The sequence below is a fragment of the Erythrobacter sp. W36 genome, from assembly GCF_057364935.1.
The window spans coordinates 2,804,892-2,831,287 of sequence record NZ_CP200281.1; the positions used below are offsets into that span (position 1 = coordinate 2,804,892).

Annotated in this window: 27 protein-coding genes; 2 read left to right on the forward strand and 25 right to left on the reverse strand. The window is 54.5% G+C overall.

Annotated elements, in window-relative coordinates:
- Positions 1 to 29: 29 nt before the first annotated feature.
- From AC0V6U_RS13755 to AC0V6U_RS13780, 6 genes are all read right to left on the reverse strand, one after another.
- Positions 30 to 1,310, reverse strand: a complete 1,281-nt coding sequence (locus AC0V6U_RS13755) for a lipopolysaccharide biosynthesis protein (protein ID WP_472643700.1) — start codon at positions 1,308 to 1,310, stop codon at positions 30 to 32.
- 75 nt (positions 1,311 to 1,385) lie between these two features.
- On the reverse strand, positions 1,386 to 2,087 hold the full coding sequence (gene pseF / locus AC0V6U_RS13760; protein WP_472643701.1) for a pseudaminic acid cytidylyltransferase: 702 nt from the start codon (positions 2,085 to 2,087) through the stop codon (positions 1,386 to 1,388).
- Positions 2,087 to 2,815 (reverse strand): DegT/DnrJ/EryC1/StrS family aminotransferase, encoded by a 729-nt coding sequence (locus AC0V6U_RS13765; protein WP_472643702.1) that lies wholly within the window; start codon positions 2,813 to 2,815, stop codon positions 2,087 to 2,089. The genes pseF and AC0V6U_RS13765 overlap by 1 nt, the downstream gene beginning before the upstream one ends.
- Positions 2,816 to 2,828: 13 nt before the next feature.
- On the reverse strand, positions 2,829 to 3,233 hold the full coding sequence (locus AC0V6U_RS13770; RefSeq protein ID WP_472643703.1) for an aminotransferase class I/II-fold pyridoxal phosphate-dependent enzyme: 405 nt from the start codon (positions 3,231 to 3,233) through the stop codon (positions 2,829 to 2,831).
- Positions 3,233 to 4,231 (reverse strand): UDP-N-acetylglucosamine 4,6-dehydratase (inverting), encoded by a 999-nt coding sequence (gene pseB, locus AC0V6U_RS13775; RefSeq protein WP_472643704.1) that lies wholly within the window; start codon positions 4,229 to 4,231, stop codon positions 3,233 to 3,235. Before pseB ends, AC0V6U_RS13770 begins: the two co-directional genes overlap by 1 nt.
- A 339-nt stretch (positions 4,232 to 4,570) precedes the next feature.
- The gene (locus tag AC0V6U_RS13780) at positions 4,571 to 6,250 is read right to left on the reverse strand and encodes a right-handed parallel beta-helix repeat-containing protein (protein WP_472643705.1); all 1,680 of its coding nucleotides are present in this window, start codon (positions 6,248 to 6,250) and stop codon (positions 4,571 to 4,573) included.
- 386 nt (positions 6,251 to 6,636) lie between these two features.
- On the opposite strand from AC0V6U_RS13780, the gene AC0V6U_RS13785 reads away from it, so the two are divergent.
- Entirely contained in the window at positions 6,637 to 7,734 is a 1,098-nt protein-coding gene (locus tag AC0V6U_RS13785; protein ID WP_472643706.1) for a DegT/DnrJ/EryC1/StrS family aminotransferase, read from the forward strand.
- Positions 7,735 to 7,783: 49 nt separating this feature from the next.
- On the opposite strand, the gene AC0V6U_RS13790 is transcribed toward AC0V6U_RS13785, so the two are convergent.
- The 9 genes from AC0V6U_RS13790 to pseG form a co-directional block, all read right to left on the reverse strand.
- On the reverse strand, positions 7,784 to 8,821 hold the full coding sequence (locus tag AC0V6U_RS13790; protein WP_486169498.1) for a UDP-N-acetylglucosamine 4,6-dehydratase family protein: 1,038 nt from the start codon (positions 8,819 to 8,821) through the stop codon (positions 7,784 to 7,786).
- The gene (locus AC0V6U_RS13795) at positions 8,790 to 9,728 is read right to left on the reverse strand and encodes a nucleoside-diphosphate sugar epimerase/dehydratase (RefSeq protein ID WP_472643708.1); all 939 of its coding nucleotides are present in this window, start codon (positions 9,726 to 9,728) and stop codon (positions 8,790 to 8,792) included. The genes AC0V6U_RS13790 and AC0V6U_RS13795 overlap by 32 nt, the downstream gene beginning before the upstream one ends.
- Before the next feature lie 178 nt (positions 9,729 to 9,906).
- Positions 9,907 to 10,815, reverse strand: coding sequence for a sulfotransferase domain-containing protein (locus tag AC0V6U_RS13800; RefSeq protein WP_472643709.1), 909 nt, complete (start codon positions 10,813 to 10,815; stop codon positions 9,907 to 9,909).
- Positions 10,805 to 11,914, reverse strand: a complete 1,110-nt coding sequence (locus AC0V6U_RS13805) for an O-antigen ligase family protein (protein ID WP_486169499.1) — start codon at positions 11,912 to 11,914, stop codon at positions 10,805 to 10,807. Before AC0V6U_RS13805 ends, AC0V6U_RS13800 begins: the two co-directional genes overlap by 11 nt.
- A gap of 39 nt (positions 11,915 to 11,953) precedes the next feature.
- Entirely contained in the window at positions 11,954 to 13,924 is a 1,971-nt protein-coding gene (locus tag AC0V6U_RS13810) for an NAD-dependent epimerase/dehydratase family protein (RefSeq protein WP_472643711.1), read from the reverse strand.
- The gene (locus AC0V6U_RS13815) at positions 13,921 to 14,511 is read right to left on the reverse strand and encodes a sugar transferase (RefSeq protein ID WP_472643712.1); all 591 of its coding nucleotides are present in this window, start codon (positions 14,509 to 14,511) and stop codon (positions 13,921 to 13,923) included. Before AC0V6U_RS13815 ends, AC0V6U_RS13810 begins: the two co-directional genes overlap by 4 nt.
- A gap of 130 nt (positions 14,512 to 14,641) precedes the next feature.
- Entirely contained in the window at positions 14,642 to 15,697 is a 1,056-nt protein-coding gene (pseI, locus tag AC0V6U_RS13820; protein ID WP_472643713.1) for a pseudaminic acid synthase, read from the reverse strand.
- A gap of 73 nt (positions 15,698 to 15,770) precedes the next feature.
- A complete protein-coding gene (locus AC0V6U_RS13825) occupies positions 15,771 to 16,406 on the reverse strand; it encodes a formyl transferase (protein WP_472643714.1) in 636 nt (211 codons plus the stop codon).
- Positions 16,403 to 17,548 (reverse strand): UDP-2,4-diacetamido-2,4,6-trideoxy-beta-L-altropyranose hydrolase, encoded by a 1,146-nt coding sequence (gene pseG, locus AC0V6U_RS13830; protein WP_472643715.1) that lies wholly within the window; start codon positions 17,546 to 17,548, stop codon positions 16,403 to 16,405. The genes AC0V6U_RS13825 and pseG overlap by 4 nt, the downstream gene beginning before the upstream one ends.
- A gap of 50 nt (positions 17,549 to 17,598) precedes the next feature.
- Here pseG and AC0V6U_RS13835 point away from each other — a divergent pair, with 50 nt between their 5' ends.
- A complete protein-coding gene (locus AC0V6U_RS13835) occupies positions 17,599 to 18,612 on the forward strand; it encodes a GDP-mannose 4,6-dehydratase (protein WP_472643716.1) in 1,014 nt (337 codons plus the stop codon).
- A 33-nt stretch (positions 18,613 to 18,645) separates the two neighbouring features.
- Here AC0V6U_RS13835 and AC0V6U_RS13840 read toward each other — a convergent pair whose 3' ends face one another.
- The 10 genes from AC0V6U_RS13840 to AC0V6U_RS13885 form a co-directional block, all read right to left on the reverse strand.
- Positions 18,646 to 18,999, reverse strand: coding sequence for a hypothetical protein (locus AC0V6U_RS13840; protein ID WP_486169500.1), 354 nt, complete (start codon positions 18,997 to 18,999; stop codon positions 18,646 to 18,648).
- Positions 19,000 to 19,042: 43 nt separating this feature from the next.
- Complete coding sequence (locus AC0V6U_RS13845; protein ID WP_472643718.1) at positions 19,043 to 19,282, reverse strand: hypothetical protein; 240 nt, start codon at positions 19,280 to 19,282, stop codon at positions 19,043 to 19,045.
- Positions 19,283 to 19,375: 93 nt separating this feature from the next.
- Positions 19,376 to 19,897: a demethoxyubiquinone hydroxylase family protein gene (locus tag AC0V6U_RS13850; RefSeq protein WP_472643719.1), complete on the reverse strand. Its 522-nt coding sequence runs from the start codon at positions 19,895 to 19,897 to the stop codon at positions 19,376 to 19,378.
- A complete protein-coding gene (locus AC0V6U_RS13855) occupies positions 19,894 to 20,370 on the reverse strand; it encodes a disulfide bond formation protein B (RefSeq protein ID WP_472643720.1) in 477 nt (158 codons plus the stop codon). Before AC0V6U_RS13855 ends, AC0V6U_RS13850 begins: the two co-directional genes overlap by 4 nt.
- 21 nt (positions 20,371 to 20,391) lie before the next feature.
- Positions 20,392 to 21,735, reverse strand: coding sequence for a S41 family peptidase (locus AC0V6U_RS13860; RefSeq protein WP_472643721.1), 1,344 nt, complete (start codon positions 21,733 to 21,735; stop codon positions 20,392 to 20,394).
- A gap of 158 nt (positions 21,736 to 21,893) precedes the next feature.
- Positions 21,894 to 23,129 (reverse strand): murein hydrolase activator EnvC family protein, encoded by a 1,236-nt coding sequence (locus tag AC0V6U_RS13865; protein WP_486169501.1) that lies wholly within the window; start codon positions 23,127 to 23,129, stop codon positions 21,894 to 21,896.
- A gap of 21 nt (positions 23,130 to 23,150) precedes the next feature.
- Positions 23,151 to 23,570 (reverse strand): 23S rRNA (pseudouridine(1915)-N(3))-methyltransferase RlmH, encoded by a 420-nt coding sequence (locus AC0V6U_RS13870; protein WP_472645774.1) that lies wholly within the window; start codon positions 23,568 to 23,570, stop codon positions 23,151 to 23,153.
- A 172-nt stretch (positions 23,571 to 23,742) separates the two neighbouring features.
- Positions 23,743 to 24,090, reverse strand: a complete 348-nt coding sequence (gene rsfS, locus AC0V6U_RS13875) for a ribosome silencing factor (RefSeq protein ID WP_472645775.1) — start codon at positions 24,088 to 24,090, stop codon at positions 23,743 to 23,745.
- 132 nt (positions 24,091 to 24,222) lie between these two features.
- A complete protein-coding gene (locus tag AC0V6U_RS13880; RefSeq protein ID WP_472643723.1) occupies positions 24,223 to 24,876 on the reverse strand; it encodes a nicotinate-nucleotide adenylyltransferase in 654 nt (217 codons plus the stop codon).
- A gap of 16 nt (positions 24,877 to 24,892) precedes the next feature.
- Positions 24,893 to 26,176 carry a glutamate-5-semialdehyde dehydrogenase gene (locus AC0V6U_RS13885; protein ID WP_472643724.1) on the reverse strand — a complete coding sequence of 428 codons (1,284 nt, stop codon included), beginning with the start codon at positions 26,174 to 26,176 and terminating at the stop codon, positions 24,893 to 24,895.
- Positions 26,177 to 26,396 lie beyond the last annotated feature (220 nt).

The window sequence follows — 26,396 nt, forward strand, 5'->3', positions numbered from 1 at the left end:
CGCTAAGGCCCCGGCGTTTTGCGGCACAACTATAGCTCTCTCTGATTTGTTGCGGGGCCCGGTTCTGCGTTCGCAATTGCCTTACGAGGATCGTGCTTGCGGAATGATAGATATTTAGTGAGCAAAATGGCGAAATTGCCAAAGACCAACCCAAAAGGCACGGCGTAAAAGATAGAAACGGAGATGAATGCGATCGTGCCCAGCCCAAACGCGACAAGTCCAGTCACATGGCTGAGCGCCAGCAAGTTGTCTTTCTTACAAGCATATAATGCCAAGTGAAAGTACATTGAAAACGCAAACAGCAGATTGGCCGCTACTGCGAAAAACAGCAGGGAGAAATTTTCGAGATAGACCGGATTGTCGATAAAAATGAGCATCAGTCTCGCGCCAATGAGAACTCCGACTGATAAGATCACAGAGCCTATGATGAGGCCAGTGCGAAGCTCTTTGAGTTGGCCAGAAAACTTCTCCCACTCTTTATCATGAGCGCTCGATAACAAAACGGGCAATGCAAACGAATAGACGCCCGCCTGAAGCATCGCTGGTACAACGCCCGCCAATCCTAAGAAAAGCACGAAAGCGCCCAAAATCTCAGGCCCTACAAGAAAATCAAACAAGTAGCGGTCAACGGTCTGCATTCCCCTCAAGCAAAGTGTGCCGAGTAGGAATGGCAAAGCGATGTAGAGCCCCGCTTTAATCCAGCCCCAGTCAAAAGCCGGGATTTGCATGCTCCGCGGCCACCTCACCACAAACATCGCTGGCGTAATGATCGACAATGCCGCTCCGATCGCCCAAAAAAACATCACTGTTTCCAGAGTGCGCATTTGCGGAAACAGGAAGAATCCTAGCGCAGCGACAAATGGCCAAAGACCTAATCTGAGGAAAAAACCAAAACTGGCTAAAACGGGGCGGCCAAAGGCGATCAAGAGCCGGTACAATTCGGTCGAAATATGCTCCAATACCGACAAGGCAATGACGAAAGGGAATAGCCTCCAGGGCAAAACCTCGAAATGAAACAATAGGAAAAATGTGGGCAGCATCACAGCATGTGTGACGACAAATAGCCGAGCCGTCTGTGCGAGGACGAATTTTCGCTTGTCTCGGTCCCCTACTCGAAACTCGCGATTGGCGTGGATGTAAAAATCCATACCGAGAAAGTAGAGACTGAAATTCACGGTTGCGGCGACTAGGCCAAAAACACCGACTTCCTCCGGAGCAAGAAAAATGGCCAAAACAAAGAATAGACCGAATTTCGCTCCCAATGCCGCGGATCGAAACAGAAGCGAAGCTGTGCGTAGCTTAGCCTGCATTATACAGGCACCATTTCAAAGCCAACGTCAGCAGTAGAAGGATGACAACCCAAGCCGTTGTTGAGGAGCGCGGTTTCAGGCAGGTGAGGCACTTCCACACCCATCAAGTGATTGGGCTCGAAACAGCAATTCTGCGAACTGCCAGTCCTCCTGCGTGTCGATATCTTGAGCACGAGACCTTGGTATAGAGACGCCGACTGCCCCGGAAGCAAATATTGGCGAGGGGGTGCACCACTGCTCTGCGGTCGCCCAATAAAATTGGCCTGCATCATGCCACGCCTCGACCAAGTCTTGAGAGCGTGTTTCAACGTGTTCTGGCTGCATCATCGTTACGCTATTGTCCGGCTGCATAAGCAGGGCGCGCTGTATCGGAAACGCAAACTTGGTGACAGACATCGCGTATGACGCCCCGACCGCTTGAACCAGCTCTTTGCCTCGCCGCAAATCTTCCGGCGTAACAAACGGCGCGGTCGCATAAAGACAACATACGTAACCCTGAAAACCCAATGATTGGATGGCATCGGCCATTACCGGACGAGTCGGAGTATGGTCATCCGCAAGTTCGCCTGACCTCAGAAACGGAACTTCTGCCCCTGCGCCCCTAGCAATCGCTGCAATTTCCTGGTCGTCAGTCGACACGATGACGCGTTCAAAACAGCCGCTTTCCAGGGCCGCAGCAATTGACCAAGCAATCATTGGCCGCCCACAAAACTCTTTAATGTTCTTGTGGGGGATGCGCTTGCTTCCTCCTCGCGCAGGTATGACGCACAAAGACACTATTCGAGCTCCGAAAGCAATGCCCGGACAACTTCGTCTTGCATCTCTTCCGTCATAGTGGGGAACAGCGGAATACTAATCGCCTCAGCATAATAGCGCTCTGCATTAGGGAAATCTCCATCCCCAAATCCAAGCTGCCGATAGTAAGGCTGCAGATGCACTGGAATGTAGTGCAGGTTCACGCCCACCCCCCGCTGTCGCAGGCCTTCGAAAATACGCCGATGTACGTCTGCCTCCACTCTGACCACGTAGAGATGGAAGGCGGAAAGGGCGTCAGCCTGCCTGCCAGGAAGCCCCACGGGAGTGTCCAACAAGAGCTCATCGTAGCGGTCAGCCAGCGCGTTTCGCCTTGCCACGTATTGGTCTAGACGCGCCATTTGTTGCGTCCCCAAGGCAGCCTGGACGTCGGTTATCCGGTAATTCCATCCAAGCTCGATTTGCTGATAGTACCAGGGCCCATCAGGCTCGTGTGTCATTTCCAAAGGATCACGAGTAATGCCATGGCTTCTCAACCGGGCCATGCGATTGGCCAATTGAGCGTCACGAGTGACCGCTGCCCCGCCTTCTGCTGATGTGACAATTTTCACCGGATGAAAGCTAAAGATCGTTATATCGCTGTGCTCACAAGAACCCACCGGTCTGCCTTGGTAGGCACCGCCAATAGCGTGGGAGGCATCTTCGATAACGCGAACGCCATATCGCTTCGCCAGCTGGCCAATGCGGTCCATTTCGCATGATTGGCTAGGCAAGGTGGACTGGCACGACGATTTTGGGAAGCTTGCCATCGCGTTCCGCCAGCGCGAGCTTGTCCTCAAATCTTTGCGCGCACATGTTTCCTGTGCTTGGATCAAGATCAACGAAATCAACGTCTGCGCTGCAATATCTAGCGCAATTAGCGGATGCGACAAAAGTGTTGGGCGATGTCCAAAGGCTATCACCTGGACCCAGGTCGAGAGCAGCGCAGGCCACGTGCAAGGCCGAGGTAGCACTGTTCATGGCGACAGCGTAAGGTGCTGAAGCCGCCTTCGCTATGGCTTCTTCAAAACGCGGGACTGCTGGTCCTTGCGTGAGGAAATCAGACTTTAGGACATCTACAACCGCATCGATATCTTCTTTGCGGATGTCTTGCCGCCCATAAGGGATCATCAGATTGCCCCAATTCTGTCGCGATTAGCAGCGATCCACTCGGCCAATGCCTCACGACTCATCCAGTCCGAATTGTTGTCGCTCGTGTATGAAAATCCATCTGGCACCCGCACTCCATCTTTGATGCGATAAGGATCCTCAGACCACTCATGGATAGCGGGTAGAATTTTGAAATGCTCAGGATACTCAAATGTGTAGGGAGCATCCTCCACACCGATCATCTGTTCATGTACCTTCTCGCCGGGCCTGATCCCAACGATTTTCTGATTTGCGTCTGGTGCGATCACGCCTGCGACTTCAGTCACCTTCATCGACGGGATCTTTTTCACATAGACCTCTCCGCCCACCATGTCTTGAAAAGCGTGAAATACCAATTCCACCCCTTCTTCCAGAGAGATCATGAAACGAGTCATTCGGTCATCCGTGATGGGCAACTCGCCAGAGTCCTTGATCGACATAAAGAATGGAATGACGGACCCGCGTGACCCCATGACGTTGCCATAACGAACAACAGCAAACCGCGTATTGTGTTCTCCAGCATATGAATTGCCAGCGACAAACAATTTGTCTGACGCAAGCTTGGTTGCGCCATACAGATTAATTGGGCTTGAGGCTTTGTCAGTCGACAGAGCTACGACGCGCTTCACGCCTTGATCGATGCAGGCGTCGATCAAATTCATTGCGCCATTTATGTTGGTTTTGATGCACTCGAACGGGTTATATTCTGCCGTCGGCACGATCTTGGTCGCCGCCGCGTGCACCACATAATCCACACCATCAAGCGCACGATACATCCGCTCGCGATCGCGCACATCGCCAATAAAGAAGCGAAGACGAGAATCGCCCTGAAACTTCTTCGCCATTTCCCACTGTTTCATCTCGTCACGCGACAAAATGATCAGTTTCTTGGGGTTGTATTTTTCTAAAGCTAGCGGGACAAAGGCATGCCCAAAGGACCCGGTGCCGCCGGTAAGAAGGATGGTGGAATTCTCGAGCATCGAAATGGCCTTTTTAACCTAGAAATTACGTCGTGAAGATGGTGCTAACGTGCTGCGAACCATAACAGTTGGTTCCCATAGTCGCTCGTCCCAAAATATCCAATTTTGAAATGTTGCACCTGAGTATGCTAGGCTCGGCGGTAAGGACAAATTCGCGGCAGTCAAGCCAGTAAGAGGGTGACTTTCGTCCGGCCCGCAGCCCTCGCTCAATCGCACAAAACGGCGGCACAATCAGCCACAGCCGAGAGGTCGAAGCCCTGCGACAGAATTGGGCCCGGCACTCACGCTTATAGAGACTTTTTCCGAGCACTTCACGTCAACAGACTCAAATCGGATCAATCAAGACGCAATTTTCGGTCCAACGCCCCTTATTTCGCCAAGTTCCCCAACATCAAATGAGATGCTGGATGCCTGGACCTGGCCTGCTCGTCCTATTTCTTCGAACGCATAAGTGTAATTGCCACCAAGCACTTCTACTTTGCCGTAACTTCCAAAGCCTCGAGCTTTCATTTCCCTAATTGCGGCAAATTTTCCAGACCCCCCATTGATGGTAATTCTCTCAAATTTAAATCCATCGCACTCTTGTAGATGCAGTCCGTAAACCCCGCACCGCTCGACAAACACATCACCAACAATTGAGTCGCATTTGCGAAAATGAAAGCCGTTGCCGGATGAATCCATAACTCTATTTCCAACTACGACCGGTTCAATGCATCGATTTATACGAAATGCAGTATGGCGCTTACCACTATGTCGGTAGCCATTCTTTAGCACTGTGTTGTCTCGGACCGTTACGTGCCGGTTCTTATTTGTACCGGCCGCTGGCTGCTGCACATGAATACCATGGCGCCCCGCATCTTCGACAACATTTTTAATTATCGCACCCCGCTGCCCAAATAATGCCTCTTGTCCTGCCACTCCCTGGTTACCTTTGAGTTCGATACCGTCATGATGAGTCATGCCTATAATATTGCCCTCGAACCAGATATTGCTCCAAGGCGGAGACTGGCAGGTAATCCCTTTGTTCGATGCCTCAGGCACGATCATGCCCACGACTTCCACCTGTTCGCCGTGAACACTTATGCCATTCTCGTTTAGTGCGTCACGCCAATCAACTACTCCATCACGCTCAGATCCAGCAATTGCAGTTGGCTCCGATGTACCTGTGATCCCGCCATCTCTCGTCCAATAAGCGTGATTTGCCGATGTTTTGACATAAGACCCTGCGGCCACCAGTGTATTCGGCTGCCAAGCCATTAGGGTATCGAGATTAGGCAGGTAACTGCGTACCGACCCTCCGCCCATAATTTTGACGTTTCTAGTCTTGCCAGTCTGGCCTGCGTAGATTGTTGTCCCAAAAGATGTTGGTGTGGTCGTGCGTATGGTGGTGCCTTTCGCAATCCATAACGTGAAGTCCGACACACGGAACCGCGGCATGTTAGACGCCCAGTAATCTCCGCCATCAGCGAAAGCGAGTATGCCGCGCTTCAAGTGTTTTTCGAATGCTTGTGCAGCTGCAAGAATTGCTGGGAAATTGTCCGTGGCCTTAGCTGCAACTTTCCCAGGGCTTTCCTTCAGATTGTCATAGTCGCCTACACCGCCAAAGGCTCTAATGTCGTGAACACCGTCAGTGGGCAGCACCTCAAGCGACACCTCCGCACCGATATGTGCCAAGTGCTGAAACTTCGAATTTGGTGAAAGCACGCGGTAAGTACCGACGTCAGGGATCGTGACGATATCTCCTTCGGCAACCTGCAAATGATGGCTCAAGTCGGCGGCATAGGAAAGGCGGGACGCCAGCTCTGAGAATTTTTGCAAGACAATGGTCGGGCCAGCGATTTTATGAAGCGCTGGGCTGGAGCACATTTCTTTGCATGGCAAAGCCGTGCCTCGCTCGTTGAGGTATAGAACCATCATGCCTTGGTCAGCAGCAACGGCAAAGTGCTCACCGCTCAAAGTACTAGCAATCCCGAGGGCCACATTGGGGAAAGCAAATTTTCTCGAAGTTTTTAAAGACAACGGCTCATCCTAGCGCTCCACGCTTCCCCAGCTTGACCTAAAACAGACTTTTCACCGCACAATGCTGTATCAGACCTGAAAAGCGCCACCTTATTCTCAACCAACCTTGAGCATTGCGACCCCGACTGGCGTCACATTGCAACTCTTCGTCCGCAGCTTGCGTTAAAGCTGACCATTGTTTTGGGCCAAAGATGGTAGTAGCCGAAGCCGGAAACCGCCGATTGGCAATAGCGGCACCCAAACTTGGTCAGCCTGCGAATATGAGGTGCAAGGACCGAAGGACTTCGTGACCGCCGCTCCTTTATCGAGGGCAGCTAGCGCCTAGCGCGGTATATAGGTAATTGGAGTACACCAGTTCGATGCGAATTTTCCTATCTCGCCCTCACATGTCAGGGAAGGAAGAGATATATGTGAAAGAGGCGTTTGCCTCTAATTTTGTAGCGCCGCTCGGCCCGCAATTGGATCAATTTGAGGCCGCCGTATCGGAATATCTCGGCGGCGGGCTATGCTGTGTTGGCCTGTCTTCAGGTACAGCAGCGTTGCACCTCGCGTTGATGGTTGCTGGAGTTGGGCCTGACGACGAAGTTTGGGTGTCTTCGATGACCTTCGCCGGCGGAGTATTCCCGATTACCTATCTCGGAGCAAAGCCGCGCTTCTTTGATTTGGACCCAGCAACATGGACAATAAATTGCGATATATTGGCAAATGAGCTGGAATTGGCCGCCATGGAAGGTCGCCTCCCAAAAGCTATCGTTCCCACCGACCTTTACGGACAAAGCGTAAATCTAACAGCTTTGGAGGCCCTATCTGCCAAATACGGCGTTCGCCTTATTGTCGATTCTGCAGAGAGTTTTGGTGCTGAGCTCGATGGATCTAGAAAGGCTGGCACCGGCGGCGACGCCGCGATTTTATCATTCAACGGCAATAAGATAATTACCACGTCCGGTGGCGGCATGCTCGTAACCCGGCACCCAGAATGGGCGGAGCGGGCACGCTTCCTTGCGACACAAGCCAGGGATCCCGCGCCACATTACGAGCACTCCAGTGTGGGATACAACTACAGGCTTTCTAACATATCCGCAGCGATCGGCTTGGGGCAGGTTGAGGTTCTCGATCAACGTGTGGCGCGCCGACGGGAGATTTTTGATCAATACCAACGGGCACTAACAAGAAGCGGCGTGCAGTTCATGCCAGAACCAGAGGGGTGTCGAGGAACTCGCTGGCTGACAACTTTAACGATTGACCCCGATGTAACAGGCGTGACCCGAGAAGAGGTCCGGTTGATGCTTCTTGAGCACGAAATCGAGTCGCGACCCTTATGGAAACCCATGCACATGCAACCGATTTACCGAGGTACGACATACCACGGTGCAGGATTTGATGAGAAGCTGTTCGAAACCGGCCTTTGTCTCCCCTCAGGGAGTGACATGTCTGATGCAGAATTCACCGAGGTGATTGATAGAACTCTCAGCTTACTTTCCTAAGACCGTCAACTTGAGAGTATCTTCTTCCCTACTGGGAGGCTTATTCATCCTATTTTGCTGGCGCGTTTTCTGCTTCTTGGGCGAGAGCGTCTGTTACTGCGCCGCGGGTATCAGCATTGCGCGGTTGATAGTCCAACGGCAGTTCCAATAATATATCGATAATCTCTTGTTGAGAAAAAGCCTCGCAGGCCGCCAAAAGCTTGTCGAGCATAAGATCCAGCGTTTCACGAGGTAGACTGACTTCTGATGCGGTCATTATTCGGGAATGCTGCGTCGGCTTAGGATCATTGCCGATGAGCAATTCTTCGTACAATTTTTCCCCTTTCCGCAGACCCGTAAAACAGATGGGAATTTCACCTTTGCCATTCTGAACATCAGAAGGGCTGTCCATGAAGTAATGCGAAAGACCATGGAGCTTGATCATACTTATGGCGAGGTCGACGATCTTGATGGGCTCACCCATATCCAGGACAAAAACGTCCCCGCCTTTAGCCAAAGCTCCGGCCTGAATGACCAGTTGGGACGCCTCAGAGATCGTCATGAAATAGCGGTTAATGTCGCGGTGCGTCACCGTCACTGGACCACCGCTATCAATCTGAGACTGAAAGCGTGGTATCACCGAGCCAGAAGAGCCCAGTACATTACCAAAGCGAACCATTGAGTAGGTGGTCGCGCCACCTTTTTCCGACAATGCTTGGCAAATCAGCTCAGCAATTCGTTTGGTCGCGCCCATGACGTTGGTGGGCCGCACCGCTTTATCAGTCGAAATCAGGATGAAGTTCTCAACACCGGAATCTTGTGCAATCGTGGCAATGGCCAAAGTTCCGAAAACGTTGTTCCGGATGCCCTCGACCATGTTGTCTTCCACAAGAGGGACGTGCTTGTAGGCCGCTGCGTGGTAGACAGTTTGCACATCAAATTGCTCGATCACCGCCTGCAACCGCTTCGCATGCTGAACAGATCCAAGCACTGGAACGATTTTGGCGCTTATGTCGTTACGTTTCGCATTGTCTGCTAGCTCAGCATCTATAGCATACAATGCAAACTCGGACATCTCATAGATGATCAACGCCTTGGGGTTTTGCAAAAGTATTTGCTAAGCAAAGCTCACTACCAATTGAGCCACCACCGCCCGTAACCATGACCACTTTTCCTACAACGTTCTGAGAAAGAAGTTCTTTATCTGGAGCAACAGGATCGCGTCCCAACAAGTCTTCAGCGGTCACGTTGCGCAAATCCGATATCTGCGCCTTCCCACTGATAATATCAGATAACCCAGGTACCGTCTTGACCTCCAAATGAAGGTCTTCCAGCTCACGGAATATCTCACGGCGGCGAGCATTGCTAAGATTTGGCATCGCAAGCAAAATCGCCTGCAGCGGATACTTCTCTGCCAGTTTCGGCATCTTCGATGGCGCATGGACACGCAATCCGCCCACCGTTAGACCTTGCAAGTTCGGATCATCATCCACAAACGCGACTGGGACGTAATCGCGTCCGTAAGTCAGTGAATTAAGCACCTCGAGGCCTGCGTCGCGCGCGCCATAAATGACAACAGGCTGCTTAATGACTTGCATTGGCATGCGAATAATCTGTCTGACGAAAAAGCGCAGACCACCAACTGTTAAGACAATGAGACCGATAGAAATGATGGGCACTGAACGCGGGAGGCCCGCGACTGTCAGGTAGTTGGTTATCAATATGACTGCGGCGAAAACCAGCGCACCCTTGCTGATCGAGACCATTATTTGGCTGGTCACAAATCTAACCAATGACTTGTAGAGACCAGTGATACGAAACGTCGCGATAGTGGCGACAGTTGCGAAGGCGAGGGGCAGCCAGAGCCGGTCATTCGCCAGATATTCAAAGCTCTCCAGGCGAATGAGCATGCCTACATTAAACGACAAAACAATCAGGAATAAGTCAACAAGAACTTGCAGAGCGACCTTACTGCGCCGGTTCAGAGTCGATAGAGACTTTAGCCAATCGACCATTTGTGAACCCTATTTTTTTGACAATTTTGCCTTGCTGAATCAGGCGAGGAATGTGTTAAGCCTACCCAGATTAGCGCAATCATTAAACGTGCAGGGGCGCCCCGAAAACTCCAAACAGGCATCCCATTGAGAAAGCCTCTAGGTGATGAGCAAACACGTGAAGCCGCATAAGGCCAGACTACTTCCGCCATTCAGCTAGGTCCAACTGCCATTGCGCCTCGAGCGCAGAGATTCCAGCTTCAAAGTGGCCCTTAAGGTAAGATCGTGTCTGATCATCGATTTGCGGCGGCTTGCCCATTTTCGACAAGCGCGCTTTGATCGGTTCCCTCAGAGCATTGGGCACTATTGAGCGAAACTGCATCAAATTCAGCTTCTGAGCGAGGCGTAAGACTTTTCTAGCGTTCGCGCCGTAAGCTGCATTGACTGGACCCTCGTCTTGCAAAGGAGCGGACGGTGGATCTACTGATAAAAAGCGATAGGCCTGCTCAAGTTCGCATTGCCGTTGGGACTTTAGCCGAGAGCTTAGAACCAAATGGATCTGTTCCCGCGGGAACAGATCCATGTAACGCGCCAAATGTTTGGCGTAATCCCCCGCCGCCAAATAAGTTCTAACTGGCAACTCCTTGCCTTTGGCAATCGCATCAATCTGTGCAGTCCATAGCTCCTGAGCTACTGGTTGATCAAATATGCTGCCTTGATCATGCTCCGCGCGGATCGCTTCAGCAAAATCCAATTTTTCGAGACCTCGTGAATACAGCATCCACCATGAGGAAAATGCTCGACCAACTGGATCTCTTAAACAGACAATAAGCTTGGCCCGCGGATTGTACTGCGCGATCCTTTTCGCCACCCAAGGCACCATCAAATAACTTGGAGTGGCTTCCCCTCGGGCTATTACATTGTTAGAACTGGAGAAATATCTTGCCTCATAAGCCTGCTTGTCTTCGGTGTAATGTGCATCGAAGAAATGTGGCTCCTTCGGCTTAGAGATTTCGACCTGTGAGTGGTGATCCAAATAGGTGGCTAAAGCGGTCGTCGCACACTTCGGCGCACCTAGGATGAAAAAGTCTATTGGCTTATGCGGCATGGTCAGGCTTCACTTTCGATCGCATTAGATTTGGCACATGCCGATGTCCCAGAAAGAGCATAGTCAAAAATAGGTAGTCGTATTTTGCGCCGAGCATCTGAACGTCGGTAGTAGCTCGAAGGCCTAGGCAAAACAAAACAATCCAAAAAAATGGCCATTCGCGCCTTTTTAGGACGGATTTAAGTAGGCAAAAAGCAATTAGGCCAAGGTACGCAATGCCGAGGTTCGCCCACGCCGCCAAATACGAGTTGTGCAGATTGTAGCCAAATTTCTGCAGAAAAAATATCTCGAAATAATTCCGGCCAAAAATGAACTCCGAAAACGATATCCCTTGGAAGTACATCAAGTTAATCGTCATACGAGAAAAGTCATGCAGGCCGCGATTACGCAATCTAGGTACCAGCTCCAGCAAGGAGTCAGCCACTGCAGCTAGCAATATCATCAAAACGGTTACCAGAATGGCATTCCGGATGACGCTGGAGACCACGCGACGTTCATCCAGCGCCCCTTTAGCTAGAACGAGTACCATCAATAATACAGAAGCGATGATCCCAGCTCGTCCCTCGCTCAGGACTGAAATCACGATCGTCAAGAAGGCGGCCAAAATATGATTTTTGCTCACTTGTGGCGGCTTCGAGAGCACGATCGCAGAAGCAAATAACCCAAGCATAACGACTGAAAGGAAGTTACGTGAGTTGCGAACCAACACCCTCTCCGGGTCAATCCCAGATAGGATCAACAGTAAAAGCAAACCTCCAGTTATGTAAAAAGGTAACCAAGCGACTTCGACCGAGGCCCTTATTTTACTAATCGCCATGGCGAGAACTGCGCTAAACGCGACAAACAAAAGCTGCCTTAGATTGTAGTATTCATTGAGATACCCCCATGAAAACTGAATCATCAACAAAACGAATATGAGGAACAACAGCGTTGTATCGCGCTTATTGATTGATCCAATTTCATTACTACCCACCATAAAAAGAGCAGCGAGGAACATCACCCCTCCAGCCCAAAAAATGGGAGAAAGAAACGTCAGAGTCACGCACCACACCGCAAGAGCGGCAAAGATTGAAACCAGAAAGTTTCGACTCACGGACATACCCGAAAATCTCTCAAAATCCGCATGGCAAACCGAAGGTCATTTTTGGAAATGTGACACCAGCGATCTAATTGATTTAACAATAGAATAACTCGGTGACCACCCAGCCTCGTGCGCTAGACCGCAATCCATAAAGCCGCCACTGATAATTTGCGCGCCAACACTCGCGTTTATTGATACCTTCGGTCCAGGCAGGCCAAGCTCCTCACTAACTGCGCCGACCGCATCAACGTACTCCCTAATCGTCGTTCCTCGTCCTGCCCCAACATTATAGACCTTTGACCCGGCTTCAGGCGGGACATGCAAAAAGTGCATTATCGATTCTGACGCATCATGGACGTCCAGCAAGTCTAACGTGTCATTGGGAGTAGTTACGACAATTTCCCCGCCCGTGAGTGCACTTTTTACAAATTTGTGCGGGAACTCATTGTCGCGCAAGCCATCCGCCGCTCCGAACAACCGGGCCACACGAAGCGAAGTAACTGCCATTTGCGGATTAAGGAAGCTCAGCTCACGCAGATGGGTTTCAATAGCATACTTCGAAAATGCATATGGCGTAGCGGTTTGGATTTCAGATCCCTCAACCCACGCCTTTTCGGAAGGGCCATAAATCGACTGAGATGATACATTCAGGATGAATGGTATTTGCGAAGCAACCGCCTTTGTCATCAAATCGACCTGGAATTCGTAGGAAGAGCGTATAGCGTCGACGCCATCTGGCGGCCTCGCAGACGCCAAATTAACCAATGCATCTGCTGAGGCCAGATAGTTCATCGCATCAGGGCCAGCACTGTCTATTACTGTGACAAATGGTAGGTGCGAAAATTGGCTTTTCGCCTTCTCGACTGAGGCTGCACGAGACAACACGGCAATCTGCAGCCCAGCGCCTTCACATCGATCAATAAAAGTGCGTCCCAACCAGCTCGTGCCACCTAAGACCGCTACAGTCGCTAGCTTACGAGCGGAGCGCCTAAATCCAAAACTCTCATCTGGCCAAACTCTGCAAGCCACCTGGCGGACGCCAACCTTCGAGAGACTCACTTTCAATTCAGGCACATTTTGGCGAGTCAGATCTTTGCAAACCGCGTCAACTTCATTGAAGCCAAACTGCGCTCGGTTCCCAGTAATTCCAGTAAAACGAGGGTTCATTTCAAAGAATCTGACGCCCTCGTCAGTTATTCGACCCTGAATGTTAATGGGTCCGACCGGATCCATATCCGCAAGCACATCTTCGATCTCTTTGACGGCCGCCCATAAGCCCTCATCTTCGATCGGCACAATTTCGACGGGCACCCCTCCCTTTAAACGATTGAGCGAAGCGAAGCGTCCAATCAACGCACCCTTATGGGAATACACCAATTGCACAGAGACTTCAGATATTTGGACGACTTTGCCAGCTTTAACAGCACTTTGCACTGCTTCGAATTCTGGCGCAGATCGTTTCGGATAGAGAAAAGCCTGGACCACTAGATCATCGGGCAAACCTTCTGCATCGTCCACCGAGTGCAAGATATGTAGACCGGAAGATGCCGATCCGCCAGCAGGTTTCGCAATCATAGGAAACTCGCCGTCTGCCGCACCTTTTCTCACTTCGTCAACAGAATACGATGGGGCGATAACCTTCGTTTTCTTACGAAACGCCCTTGCCCAATCAAGCTTGTTACGGAGCAATTTGGTTAAGGCAGGGCCACTAACAGCTACCTCAGTGCCAATAGCGTTAAATTGATCGCGCTCACGCGAAAACAATTCCAATTCAAGATCGTGACCGGGTACAAGTACATCAATTGCAAGACGCTCGCAGACATCGATCGCAGCGGCTGCATAGCCGGCATCTGAAATCTGCGGCAAATCCACAAACGCATCACAATCAGGAACCGAGTATTTCAGACGGCCCTGATCTGAGGTCACAACAAAGTAAGTTTCTTTGTAATACCGCAGGGAGTCAATTACAGATTGCGCGACGCCGCTTCCAGCACAAGTCACCAGGACACGTATTTTGCTGCTATTCATTCATCATAGCCTTTGAAGCGCTCGTTCTGATCGGGTGTCGTTACGTCGGAGCGGGAAAGCACCTTACCGACCGTTAAAAACAATATTTTCAGATCCAAAAGCAGGCTTTGGTTGTCCGTATACCAAACGTCCAAGTCGAACCGGCTTGCCCAGTTACTGGAGCTACGACCATTGACTTGCGCCCAGCCTGTAAGACCAGGTCGAACATCCAAGCGCCTGGCATGCTCATCGGAATACAATTCATCATATGCTGGAAGCAGCGGTCGAGGGCCAACAAGACTCATCTCTCCTAGCAGTATGTTGATCAATTCCGGAAGCTCGTCCAAGCTCGTCGCACGCAAGAAATTTCCAAGCTTTGTCATACGCTCGGCATTAGGAAGCAGCTTGCCGCTCGCATCGACTTCATTTGTCATCGTGCGAAACTTGAACATATTGAATGGTTTGCCCGCCAATCCTGACCTTCGCTGCACAAAGATAACGGGCAGGCCAAGCGAGAACGCGATCGCGCAAGATACGATAAGCAAGACCGGGGCAAGGCAAACCAAGAGCGTCAATGCCAGCGCCACATCGAACACCCTTTTAGTCATTTGTAGTACGACTCCCAGTGACCGAACCTTAGACGATGGTCACCCTCTCCTGATGCGCGCGTCATTACCAAACTCAGCCCATCAAACAAGCGGATTAAACCAGCCATCGAAGCCAAGCACCACTTTGCACTTAGTTGGATGAGGCAACCATATCCCAACTCAACGGCTCGCCTCTTTTTAGAACCCTGCTGGCTTTGGAGCCCAAGACCGCATCAAGATGCTTTGGTGACATACCGAAGCCGGGTCGGATCGATCTGATGTTTTGTGCAGACAGAACGCCCCCCTCTTCAACATCTTTGACGACGTAAAGGGATCGCCGGAATTGGGCAGACCCTTCCTCTGCACCCTTTAAGCTGTAAGCGACATCGCCGAGCGCGACCCATGCGCGCTTGCAATCTGTCACCAGGCTTGAGAACTCATCTGGTTCTAAACTAAAATCAGCGTCTGGGCCGCCATCTGCGCGGGCCAGAGTGAAGTGTTTCTCGATCACCGACGCTCCGAGAGCGATGGATGCAACCGCGACGGCACTGCCCATAGTGTGGTCAGACAAGCCAGCGACGCAATCAAACGCTTCGCCCAAATGCGGTAAGGTGCGCAGATTGGTCTGCTCATCAGGAGCAGGATACGAGCTGACGCAATGCAGCAATATCAGATCCTTGCACCCACCTTCGCGCGCAGCCCGAACGGCCTCGTGAATTTCGCTCAGATTAGCCATGCCGGTCGAAATGATCATGGGCTTGCCCTTGGCCGCAGTGTAGCGGATCAAGGGCAAGTCGATGGCTTCGAATGAGGCAATCTTGAAGGCTGGAGCTCCAAGGTCATCCAGAAGATCAACCGCGGTTTCGTCAAACGGGCTTGAGAATAGTGTCACACCAAGCTCGCGCGCCCTCTTGAATAAGCCTTCGTGCCACTCGAACGGCGTTTGAGCCTCGCCATACAATTGATAAAGGGTCTTGCCGTCCCACGGCGTTCCTTTGATCAAAAAGTCATCTCGGTCGCTGTCTATTGTAATGGTGTCTGGAGTATACGATTGGATCTTTATCGCATCGGCACCAGTGGCCGCAGCAGCCTCGATCAGTTTGATCGCCCGGGAATAATCGCCATTATGGTTACCTGATACTTCGCAGATTACATATGGCTCATGATCTGGCCCAATAGCCCGCCCATCAATTGTCACTTCATTCATAATATTGCCTCTTTCGAGCCTGCTCGGTCTGCGATCTACTTAAGCGCTGAAAAGGCGCGCAAGGTCGTTCAAACTACTCTTTGTGGATACCCAAAACCAAACTGTAAGTGCGTCCGCGGTAGTCAAAATGAACTGGGTACCTTTGACTATCGGCGATGCGCAGAAGATCAAACACATCTTCAATACGATCTGACGCTGAAACGCGGCTGTCTGCTGGCGTTCGTTTGGGCCAAAAACTTGGTTCACCAACCTGTTGGCTTGGCGTAGGCGTCAGCTTGGTTTGCTCGATAGCAAAATCCATTAACCCTAGGGTTGCCACCGACAAAGAGGCATGGATTTCGTCGTGAACTTCGTTTCCATCAAACTCAATCCAGCGCTTTTCCCAAATAGCGCCGGAATCCACGACATCTTCAGCTTCAAGCAAGCTAACACAAATGCGCTTCGAACCTTGCAATATCTCGTGCACCAGAGGCGACCAGCCGCGTCCTTTTGGCAGATCGCTCGCATGAACCACCAACGTGTGGGCAAAGCGAGCACGAATATCAGGTCCAACGATATTTTGGCACGAGATCAGGAAAAGAATATCACCTTGCTCGACTTGAGAGAGTTCGTTGACCAAAGTCACTTCGTCACTTCGAGCCGCTCTCCAACCGACGAGGTACGGATAAATTGGATGCGCTACATCAGAGCATAAAATGGTGACTTTCATCGGGATTGTGCCTGTCGTTTGGCTAAAATAATCTCTGCCAGCGCATCTATTGCTCTTTGCACGCCCCGTCCATCGCATAGATCGAATGCGAGCTCAGTCATCTGACGCCATTTCGAAAAATTACCAGCGAGATCAATTGCGGCTTTCGCCGCCTCCACTGGATTGGCTGCGGCGATGGCCGTACCACTTTTCGACAACTCCTCCAGAATTTCCTTCTGATTGTCAGCCACTGCTACGAGAATGCTCGGCAAGCCCAGCGCGCAGCGCTCCCAACTTGTCGCACCGGGAGCACCTACAGCGAGGTCCGCTCTCAGCATTTGGTTGGCCATATCCCGCGAGTCCAACACTAGCTCAACGTTGACATGAGCTTCAACTAACGCCGACAACTGCGCAAGTTCAGCCGAGTTTGAGCCACAAACAATGGTGATTTGGGCCTTGCAATCGAGTTTCGTCAAATGCTGAACTGTCGGCAAGGTCAGACCGCCAGCATCAGCAGCTCCGAAATTGACCAGAATGTTGCCAACCTCCTCAGCTTGAGACCTTTTTTGTTTGGCTTGGGCACGCGCTTTTGCAAATTCTGGCCTTAACAATGCATAGGAGGGTCCCATCAGAAGACGACAGTCTGTAGGAATCTGACCTAGATACTCTTCAGCTTCGCGACCAAGATTCTGATTTAGGAGGACCGTAGATTCGTGTTCCCGATTGGCAAGATCATCTATAACCATCAACGGAACGCCCACCCACTGGCTCTCCCACGTCTGATCGAGCAAATAATGGTCTACGACTACCAGATCGACTGAAATTTCGGACAGTGCATTTTGACAAGCCTCCCAGTCCGCGAGCTGGTCAGCATGAACTGCTGGATTATTCTCCCACCCGTAAGTGAGATCTGCCCCAATCACATCCGACTGAATAAGATGCAGACGATGGTAAGCCTCCGTCAGCTTTTCGCCGAAGCCATCCGGCACTCGAGAGCAAAGAAATACGCAAGAGTGCCCAGCCGCCTTCATCGCATTGGCCAAAGTCAAACACCGATAGAGGTGTCCCGCCCCAATCTGAACATCACCATCGACACGAAAAATGAGGTGCACTGAAAAAGGTCTCCAAGTTCCGGGTAATTGCGTTACCCAGCTTTGCTGCATAGTCCATTCTTTTCTAGATGGCTGCAATCGAGGCCTAGGGACCAAGTATCATGCGCAAAATTCTCATTACCGGCACCGCCGGCTTCATTGGCTTCCACCTTTCAAACCTGTTGCTGGAGGAAGGCTTCGCGGTGGTCGGATATGACGCGATGACCGATTATTATGATGTGCGCATTAAAGAGCGGCGGCATCAGATGCTGCTGCAAAATCAGCACTTCAGCTGCAAAGTGGGGATGCTGGAAGACTTCGACACGTTGCGCGAATTGGCGATGAAAGAGCAGCCGGATGCGATTGTGCACCTCGCGGCGCAAGCTGGCGTTCGCTACAGTCTGGAAAACCCGCGCGCCTATTTGGACGCGAACGTCACGGGCACGTTCAATGTGATGGAAATCGCGCGCGAACTTGAGGTTGACCACCTGCTGATGGCCTCCACCAGCTCTGTGTACGGGGCAAATGAGGACATGCCTTTTGATGAGCGCGAGAAGGTCGACACGCCGCTGACCTTTTATGCCGCTACGAAAAAAGCCAATGAAAGCATGGGCCATTCTTACGCCCACCTGTGGAACCTACCGACGACCATGTTCCGTTTCTTCACGGTCTATGGGCCGTGGGGACGGCCGGATATGGCGCTGTTCAAGTTCACCAAGGGGATCCTAGAGGGCACCCCGATCGACATTTACAACAATGGCGACATGTACCGTGACTTCACCTTTGTTTCAGACTTGGTGCGCGGAATCCGGCTACTGATCGATGCCGTACCAATCCGGCCGGAAACTCCACAGGACATCGCTGACTACGACAGCCTGTCACCAGCCGCCCCCTACCGGGTCGTCAACATCGGCAACAATGACAAGGTTCGCCTGATGGACTTCGTCGAGGCGATTGAGAGCGCGTGCGGGCGTAAGGCAGTCAAGAACTTCATGCCGATGCAAAAGGGCGATGTTCCCGCGACCTGGGCCGACGCAACCTTGCTGAAAGAACTGACTGGATACGTGCCGCAAACGGATGTGCGTGACGGCGTTAAGCAGTTCGTCGATTGGTATCGCGACTATTACAAGATTTAAGGTGCCAGCGCGCTAGCCGCGCGGCCCCAAAACTCAGCCCTGCGGCGCTTCCTCAGCGGGTGTCTCAGCAGGCTCTGCCGCGTCGGCTGGCTCTGGCTCGGTCAAAGCAGGCGGGCCGTCTTCGCCTGGCAGCGCCTGCGAGCGTTCTCGCTCGAGCCGCTCCAGATATTCGCGCTCGATCTGTTCGACCCGGCGCTGTTCAGCGGCGGCATCGACATCGATGTTGGACAGGCGCTCTTGGCGCGCTTGCTCGATCAGCTCGCTAAAGCGGACATCCTGACCTTCGGCCCGGTCCTTATAGGCGTCGTTGATCAGCTGCTGCGTGCAACCGGTCAGTCCGCCTGCACCCGCTGGATCGCACGAGAGGGTGCCAAAAGCGCCAACCAATTCAAGGCTTTCAACCCGACGAGACCATGCCGTGTTTTTGGGGTTATCCGAAAAGCGCAAAGCCGCGCGGAATGCGGAACCGGTCATCTTCCGGCAGGCGCGCAATCACGCAAATTGTACCTTCAGGGCAAGGCGGGGCGTCATCATCGCCGTAAACATAGGCGGTTTGCACATCATCAGGCAGCGCCTCGTCTTCCTGAGCCGAGGCAGGCGCGGCGGCAAGCATGGCAGAGGCGCCGAGCGCGAGACTGGCGATCAGGGTCTTACGGGGCAGCGACGTCATCGGATGTTCCTCACATGAATTTCTGAACGCTATATCACACCATCACCCGTGAACCATGGCTGAAGAGGGTCGCGGCGCAGCAGGCGCGCGGGGCTAAATCCGCTCGCTGATCTTGATCGCGGCGCGGCAACCCAGGCGGATCGCGCCTGAGAGCAGGCCGTAAGCGGGCGCTTTTTCCGCGCCGTGGGCAATCGCTGCATCGTGATGCTCGCGCTCTTCCTCGCGGAATTTCTCAATCATTTCAGCCAGCTCTGGGTCGGCATTGTCGGCCTCCAGCGCGTCAAGCTGATCCGAGTAATGCTTGTCGATCTCGGTTTCGACCGCCGCGGTGCAGGCCATTGCCGCCTCTGGGCCGAGCAAAGCTGTGCCCGCGCCCAAGGCATAGCCCGCCATCGACCAAAACGGTTGCAGCGCGGTTGGGCGCACACCGCGCTTTGCCATAAGCGCATCGAATTTCTCGCGGTGGACCTTCTCTTGCTCGGCCATATGCGCGATTTCCTGGCTGTGCGGTCCGCGATCACCCATCACGGCCAGCTGGCCTTCATAGATCCGCGTCGCGCCGAATTCGCCGGCCTGATCAACCCGGATCATGCGGTGGATGTCTTCGCGTTTCATGCTCGCTCCTGCTTGGCTGCCAGTCCCAAGATGGTGATCCCACCGAGACATGAAAAGAGGAAATTCCAACCCGCCAGCGAAACGCCAAACAGGCTCCACGGCGCGACATCACAGCGCACCAGCGGCGTGCTGGTGTCCATGACCGAAGCCGCAGCTCCCGGCCCCGAGGGAATGGTCGCGCAGCCGGTGATGCCTTCCCACCAGCCATATTCGACGCCCGCATGAAATCCGCCGATCAGGCCAGAGACGATCACCGCCAGTCCAGCAAGGCCAAGCCAAAGGCGCTTCGGCGCAGCAAAAAATCCCAGAACGGCAAAGGCAAGCGCGGCAAAATGCGGCCAGCGTTGCCACCAGCACATTTCGCACGGGAACAGGTCAAAGCCATATTGCGACACGTAAGCACCGCCCAGCAGGCCCGCCGGGAGCGCAAGTGCCAAGGTTTGAGCGGCCTTTAACCGCGAGAAATCAGCCATAACGCGCCCGCTTTAGGCGGCTTAATCGCGCAGCGCCACCGAACTTGCTGTCGTGCGGCGCAGAGTTTCCAATGCATAGTGCAATTGGAAATCCTCAACGCCCTGTTCTTCCAGCTGTTCAGCGGTCAGTTTGAAGCGCGGATCATCGATCTTATCGCCCTCAAGCTCATCGTCCTTGAGGCCCAGCTCATTCACCAAATGCCCGCGCAGATCGCTCTCACGCGTCACATATTTGCTCCGCAGCGCGTAATCCGGATCGGACAATTGCGGCACGGTGATATCGGGCTTGATCCCGCCTTCCTGCACCGAATGGCCCGACGGCGTGTAATAACGCGCCGTGGTCAGCTTAAGCGCGGTGTCACGGCCCAGCGGCAACAGCGATTGCACGCTGCCTTTGCCAAAGCTGCGATCACCCATCACCAGCGCGCGGCGGTGATCCTGCAAAGCGCCTGCGACAATTTCAGAGGCCGAGGCAGAGCCCGCATCGATCAGCACAATAACCGGAGTGCCCTCTGCCATATCGCCGCGGAACACGGTTTCGGCATCATACAGCAGGGTTTCACCGCGAGCCCGGCCGCGCTGCGATACGATCCGGCCCTTATCGAGGAACAGGTCGGACAGTGCGACTGCTTCATCCAAGCTGCCGCCCGGATTGGAGCGCAAATCAAGGATCAGGCCGCTGACCCGTCCGGTCGCTTCGGTTCGGATGGCTTCCCATGCGTTGAACACGTCCTGGCCGACATCGGCGGAGAATTCGTTGACCGAAATCACGCCGACATTGCCTGCTTCCAGCTTATGCGTAACCGGCTCCAGCTCGATCACGCCGCGTGTCACCGATACTTCCAGCGGCTCTTCGCGCCCTGCCCGGAAAATCGTCAGCTCAATCGCAGTACCAGCCTGGCCGCGCATGCGCGCAACGGCATCGTCCAATTCGCCGCCGTAAATCAGGTCACCATCGAGGTGCGTGATGAAGTCGCCTGCCTTAATGCCCGCTTCTTCTGCAGGGCTGCCGCGGAATGGCGAGATCACCTTCACTGCGCCGTCTTCCATCACCACAGACAGGCCAAGACCGGAGTAATTGCCGTCAATCATGGTGTTGAGGCGCTGCAGGCTGCTGCCATCGAGATAGGCGGAATGCGGATCAAGCGCCGCCAGCATCCCATCAATCGCACCGCGAACCAAAACCTCGTCCTCGACATCCTCGACATAACTCGCCTTGATCCGTTGATAGGTGGCGAACAATTTCGAAAATTCCGGACCGGCGCGGCCTTCCACTTGGGCCATGCTGGCCGTGGCGGTCGGGATAAGCGCGATGGTGGTCACGAGCGCTGCACTTTGCAGCAATGCGATAAACTTCTTGGGCACGCAGGGCTCCTCTAGCGTAATATGCCATGTGTATCGCGCAAACTGTCTGAATGCCAGATGAGAGCGACCACATGAGTTTTGTGCATCAGAGTGGGTCGTTTTGCGTGAGGCCCGGTATCTGGGAAGCGGCACTTGGACCGGCAGACGCGCCCTAATTTCTAAAGGAATTGCAGCGGGTTAACTGGCTTTCCAGCGCGGCGAAGCTCAATTGTAATGGCCGGATCCTGACTGGCGGCAACCCCCAACGGACTGCCGCTGACGAGCTGATCGCCAACCTCCGCATCGCTGGTGGCGAGCCCTGTGACGAGGCTGGTCCAGCCATTTTCATGCTCAATAATGACGATTCGCCCGAACCCGCGATAGGGCCCGGAGAACGCCACACGGCCAGCCGCAGGCGCGATCACTTGGGCCCCGGAAGCTGGCGCAATCACCACACCGGTGCTGCGCGACCCGCTATCTCTGAGAGCGCCAAATCCAGCGACTGTGCGGCCTTGAACCGGAAGCTGAAAATCCGCTGGCGGGATCACTTCATTCGCGGCCTGTGACGGGGTGGGCGAAGGCTCGATCGACACTTGTGATGCACTTGGCTGAGCAGGCCGCAGGACCGGCCCGGACAAAGACGCTAGCTCACGGCGCAATTCGCTCGCATTGCCGAGTTCTCCGATCAGTCCATCGAGATCGCGCGCATCTTCAGCCAAAGCGAGAGCGCGTTCATTCTCGCGCGCAGCAATGGCGCGGGCTTCGCTGGACGCTTGTCGCTGGCTTGCTTCCAACTGCGTCAGCGCAGCTCTGCGCTCCTGCAACGCGCCTTCGCTGCCGCGCAGATCAGCGAGCGATTCGCGCGCCTGATCCTCTAGAGCGCGGCCTTCGTCCAGATCGCTGCGCAAGGCGGCGGTGCGAGCGCGCACTTGAGGGACCGCGCTGTCGAGAACCGCGCGCACATAGACAGTTTCGCGCAAGGAGCCGGGTTGCAGCGCCGCAAGCGCGAGCGGTCTGCGCGATAACGCTTGCAGCGCGCCGGTTAGACGGACCAGCGGCTCTTGCCGCTCCGCCAGGCGTGCGCCAAGCTCTGCGCGGCGCGTTTGAGCCAAGGAATAGCGCGCCTGAGCCGCTGCAATCTCTGCCTCGGATTGCTGGACCTGCGCCGCCAAGGCCGCCGCCTCGCTCGCGGTCTTTTCTGCGGCCAGCGCAGAGTTTTCAGCTCTTTCGGTTAGTTCAGCGGCGCGTTTTTGCGCATCCGCCGCCGCATGCTGAGCGCGGGCCAATTGCTGGCGCGCTTCAGCCGGATCGAGCAGCGCAATATCGCGCTGAGCATTGCCATCAGGGACAAGCGCTGCAAAGCCCGCAATCGCCAGGGTCATAGCGCCTGCGGTAGCTAGGATTTGCCTCTTCATGCCCGCCCTTTTGCCCGATCATTACGAGCGATGATAGGGGTGACCTGCAAGAATGGTGGAGGCACGGTAGAGCTGCTCCATCAGCATCGCGCGGGCGAGCAAATGCGGCCATGTTGCGGGGCCAAACGCGAGCAACAAATCGGCCTCAGCGCGCTCTTCGCGGCTGTGCCCATCCGCCGCGCCCAGCACAAAGCGGGCCTCGCGAATGCCGTCATCGCGCCAGCGGCCAAGCAGCGCGGCGAACTCTTCCGAGCTCATGGTTTTGCCGCGCTCATCAAGCAGCACGGTCTTTAGCGGCGCCTGAGGATCAGGAATTTTCCCGCCGGTTTCTGGCAATTCGGTGAGTTTGACCGGCCACGTCAGCCGCTTCTCATAGCGCGCAACCAGCTCTGCCTCGGGCGAACGAGCGATCTTACCGCGAGCGATGACGTGAAGGAGAATGGTCAGAACTCCATTTGCTAGCGCTGGTCCGGTTCGCTGCGATGTTGAACTGGTCCGGCCCGTGTAGCGGGCCGCAAGGCCAAGTGGCCGCCCGCAGCGATGCGATCTTTGATCGCGTGAGCGAGGATAGCCGAGGCGGCGGATGCCGCCGCTGGCGCTTGAGGCTAGAAAACTAAGCCTTACCCATGCCGACTTCGCCGTCGAACGCCCACATCCGCTCTAGGTTGTAGAAACTGCGCACTTCGGGGCGGAACAGGTGCACCACCACATCACCGACATCGACCAGCACCCAATCGGCCGCTGGCAGTCCTTCAATGCGCACCGGGCCATGCCCGGCCTGCTTGACCGTTTCAGCCAATTTCTGAGCGATAGCAGCCACTTGCCGGGTCGAGCGACCCGATGCGATCACCATGTGATCGGCAATCGAGCTCTTGCCTTCAAGCGGGATCGAGACGATTTCTTGCGCCTGATCATCGTCCAGCTGACGCATCACCAAATCGTGCAATTCATGGCTAGCCATATCAGCTGCTCCGCCTGCTGGCGGGGCCACATTGGCATTGGACGCGGAAGTTTGTGCCTGATTCATAGGCGACCATAGAACTCCAGATACTGGGGTGGGTAAATGCAGGATTTGAAACGCTGAATATGCGCCTCATACTCCCTCCGATGTCTGAATCCGTCTGAACGTCAGCCGGTCTCGCACGCCTGTCTGCGAATATTGCTCCGCCCAATCCGCATTGGCACGGCGAATTGCCGTGGCCGAACGCGTGTCAGGATCGAAACGCAATAACACCAGTGCAGGTGCGCTCCATCGCCCCCGTTTTTGAAAGCTGGCGGCGGGCACTCGGTAGCGCCTGAGCCAGGCCATAGCGGGGCTCGCCATAGCCTGACCGGTATAGCCGGGCCTTGCGATCACCGCAATCGGCATTGTGCGCACTATATCGCGCCAGGCCTTCCACCGGTGGAATTGCGCTAGATTGTCCGACCCCATCAGCCAAATAAACTCGCGCTTGGGATAGCGGCGTTTGAGCGCGCGCAGAGTATCGAGCGTGAAGCGCGTGCCGAGCTGTTGTTCGATAGCGGTGGGCACAATCCGCGCGCGGCGCGCCTGCTTTTGCGCCGATTGGACGCGGGCCGACAACGGCGCCATGCCCTTGCGCGGCTTTAGCGGATTGCCGGGCGAAACCAGCCACCAGGCCTCATCAAGGCCCAGCGCATCCATCGTAAACAGGGTGATTCGCCGGTGCCCGCCATGCGCAGGATTGAAACTGCCTCCCAGCAGCCCCGTTCGCAGGCCTCTCTGCATGACGCGTGCGATTGGCTTAAGGCCGCGCTTGGCCAGTGCCGCGCACCAGCCATTTGTACGTGGTCAACCCCTCTAGCGCGACGGGCCCGCGAGCATGCAGCCGCCCGGTCGCAATGCCTATCTCTGCGCCCAGGCCAAATTCCGCCCCATCGGCAAATTGCGAGGAGGCATTGTGCATCACAATCGCGCTGTCGACGCTGGCAAAAAACCGCTCTGCCGCTGACTGATCTTCGGTGATGATCGCATCGGTGTGCGCGCTCGAATGCGCGGCAATATGCGCCAGCGCCTCGCCCATATTGTCGACGATTGCGGCGGAGACGACTGCGTCGAGATATTCCGTGTCCCAATCTTCTGGTCCAGCGGGCTCGACACGAGGATCAAGGCTCTGCGCCCGGCCATCGCCGCGCACTTCGCAGCCTGAGGCAAGCAAAGCTTTGACCAGCTCTGCCGCTTTAGGGAAGCGCGCGTCGATCAGCAGCGTCTCCATCGCGCCGCAGATCCCCGTGCGCCGCATTTTTGCATTAAGAACAATATCTTGCGCCATTGCGGGGTCTGCGTCCGCGTGAACATAGGTGTGACAAATGCCATCAAGATGGGCGAGCACTGGGACGCGCGCATCGGCCTGAACCCGCGCGACTAGCCCCTTGCCGCCGCGCGGCACTATCATGTCGATCAGCCCGCTGGCTGTAAGCATCGCGCCAACCATGGCCCGGTCTTGGGTCGGCATGATCTGCACGCACGCCGCGGGCACGCCGGCTTGGACCAGGCCTGACGTCATTGCGGCATGGATCGCGTGATTCGAATGAACTGCCTCGCTCCCACCGCGCATCAGGGCGGCATTGCCAGCCCGCACGCACAGCGCCGCCGCATCAGCGGTCACGTTGGGACGGCTCTCGTAGATCAGCCCAATGACGCCAATCGGCACGCGTATCCGCGACAGCTTCAGCCCGTTGGGCCGCTCGCTGGTGTCGATAATCTGGCCCACTGGATCAGACAGGCGCGCAACCGCATCCACCCCGGCCGCAATGCCTTCAATTCGCGCCTCATCCAGCGCCAGCCGGTCAAGCATGGCCCCAGGCAGTCCGGCGGACTTCCCAGCAGCCAGATCCTTCGCATTCGCCTCCAGAATTGCGCTGACGTCACGGCGCAATTGATCTGCTGCATGATGCAGCGCGGCGGCGCGCGCTTCGCTCGGCATGGAGGCAAGCTGACGTTGGGCCGCGCGGGCCGAATGGGCCAGCTCTGTGACGATCTCAGCAGCGCTGGCTTGCTGAGGCAAAGTGGGAGAAATTGCAGTCATAATCTGACGGCAATAGCACCGCGAAACAGCGCTGTCAGTCCCGATGACGCCATGATCGGTCGCGCAGCGAATCGGGCGTCTAAAAGGCGCAAAATCGGCCAAATTGGGCGATTCTCTCAGCATCAATCCCTAAGCGAAAACCCTCAGAAAATCCCCGCCTATCGGGCATATTTCGCTCAGATGAACGCTTCATCGCGTTATGTTCACACTTCGCCCGGCC

Excerpts from the sequence above, each read along its gene's own strand:
- AC0V6U_RS13755 (WP_472643700.1), bottom strand. The coding sequence starts at position 1,310 with ATGCAGGCTAAGCTACGCACAGCTTCGCTTCTGTTTCGATCCGCGGCA.
- AC0V6U_RS13765 (WP_472643702.1), bottom strand. The coding sequence starts at position 2,815 with ATGGACCGCATTGGCCAGCTGGCGAAGCGATATGGCGTTCGCGTTATC.
- AC0V6U_RS13770 (WP_472643703.1), bottom strand. The coding sequence starts at position 3,233 with ATGATCCCTTATGGGCGGCAAGACATCCGCAAAGAAGATATCGATGCG.
- pseB (WP_472643704.1), bottom strand. The coding sequence starts at position 4,231 with ATGCTCGAGAATTCCACCATCCTTCTTACCGGCGGCACCGGGTCCTTT.
- AC0V6U_RS13785 (WP_472643706.1), top strand. The coding sequence starts at position 6,637 with ATGTCAGGGAAGGAAGAGATATATGTGAAAGAGGCGTTTGCCTCTAAT.
- AC0V6U_RS13795 (WP_472643708.1), bottom strand. The coding sequence starts at position 9,728 with ATGGTCGATTGGCTAAAGTCTCTATCGACTCTGAACCGGCGCAGTAAG.
- AC0V6U_RS13800 (WP_472643709.1), bottom strand. The coding sequence starts at position 10,815 with ATGCCGCATAAGCCAATAGACTTTTTCATCCTAGGTGCGCCGAAGTGT.
- AC0V6U_RS13805 (WP_486169499.1), bottom strand. The coding sequence starts at position 11,914 with ATGTCCGTGAGTCGAAACTTTCTGGTTTCAATCTTTGCCGCTCTTGCG.
- AC0V6U_RS13810 (WP_472643711.1), bottom strand. The coding sequence starts at position 13,924 with ATGAATAGCAGCAAAATACGTGTCCTGGTGACTTGTGCTGGAAGCGGC.
- AC0V6U_RS13815 (WP_472643712.1), bottom strand. The coding sequence starts at position 14,511 with ATGACTAAAAGGGTGTTCGATGTGGCGCTGGCATTGACGCTCTTGGTT.
- pseI (WP_472643713.1), bottom strand. The coding sequence starts at position 15,697 with ATGAATGAAGTGACAATTGATGGGCGGGCTATTGGGCCAGATCATGAG.
- AC0V6U_RS13825 (WP_472643714.1), bottom strand. The coding sequence starts at position 16,406 with ATGAAAGTCACCATTTTATGCTCTGATGTAGCGCATCCAATTTATCCG.
- pseG (WP_472643715.1), bottom strand. The coding sequence starts at position 17,548 with ATGCAGCAAAGCTGGGTAACGCAATTACCCGGAACTTGGAGACCTTTT.
- AC0V6U_RS13835 (WP_472643716.1), top strand. The coding sequence starts at position 17,599 with ATGCGCAAAATTCTCATTACCGGCACCGCCGGCTTCATTGGCTTCCAC.
- AC0V6U_RS13845 (WP_472643718.1), bottom strand. The coding sequence starts at position 19,282 with ATGACGTCGCTGCCCCGTAAGACCCTGATCGCCAGTCTCGCGCTCGGC.
- AC0V6U_RS13850 (WP_472643719.1), bottom strand. The coding sequence starts at position 19,897 with ATGAAACGCGAAGACATCCACCGCATGATCCGGGTTGATCAGGCCGGC.
- AC0V6U_RS13855 (WP_472643720.1), bottom strand. The coding sequence starts at position 20,370 with ATGGCTGATTTCTCGCGGTTAAAGGCCGCTCAAACCTTGGCACTTGCG.
- AC0V6U_RS13865 (WP_486169501.1), bottom strand. The coding sequence starts at position 23,129 with ATGAAGAGGCAAATCCTAGCTACCGCAGGCGCTATGACCCTGGCGATT.
- rsfS (WP_472645775.1), bottom strand. The coding sequence starts at position 24,090 with ATGGCTAGCCATGAATTGCACGATTTGGTGATGCGTCAGCTGGACGAT.
- AC0V6U_RS13880 (WP_472643723.1), bottom strand. The coding sequence starts at position 24,876 with ATGCAGAGAGGCCTGCGAACGGGGCTGCTGGGAGGCAGTTTCAATCCT.
- AC0V6U_RS13885 (WP_472643724.1), bottom strand. The coding sequence starts at position 26,176 with ATGACTGCAATTTCTCCCACTTTGCCTCAGCAAGCCAGCGCTGCTGAG.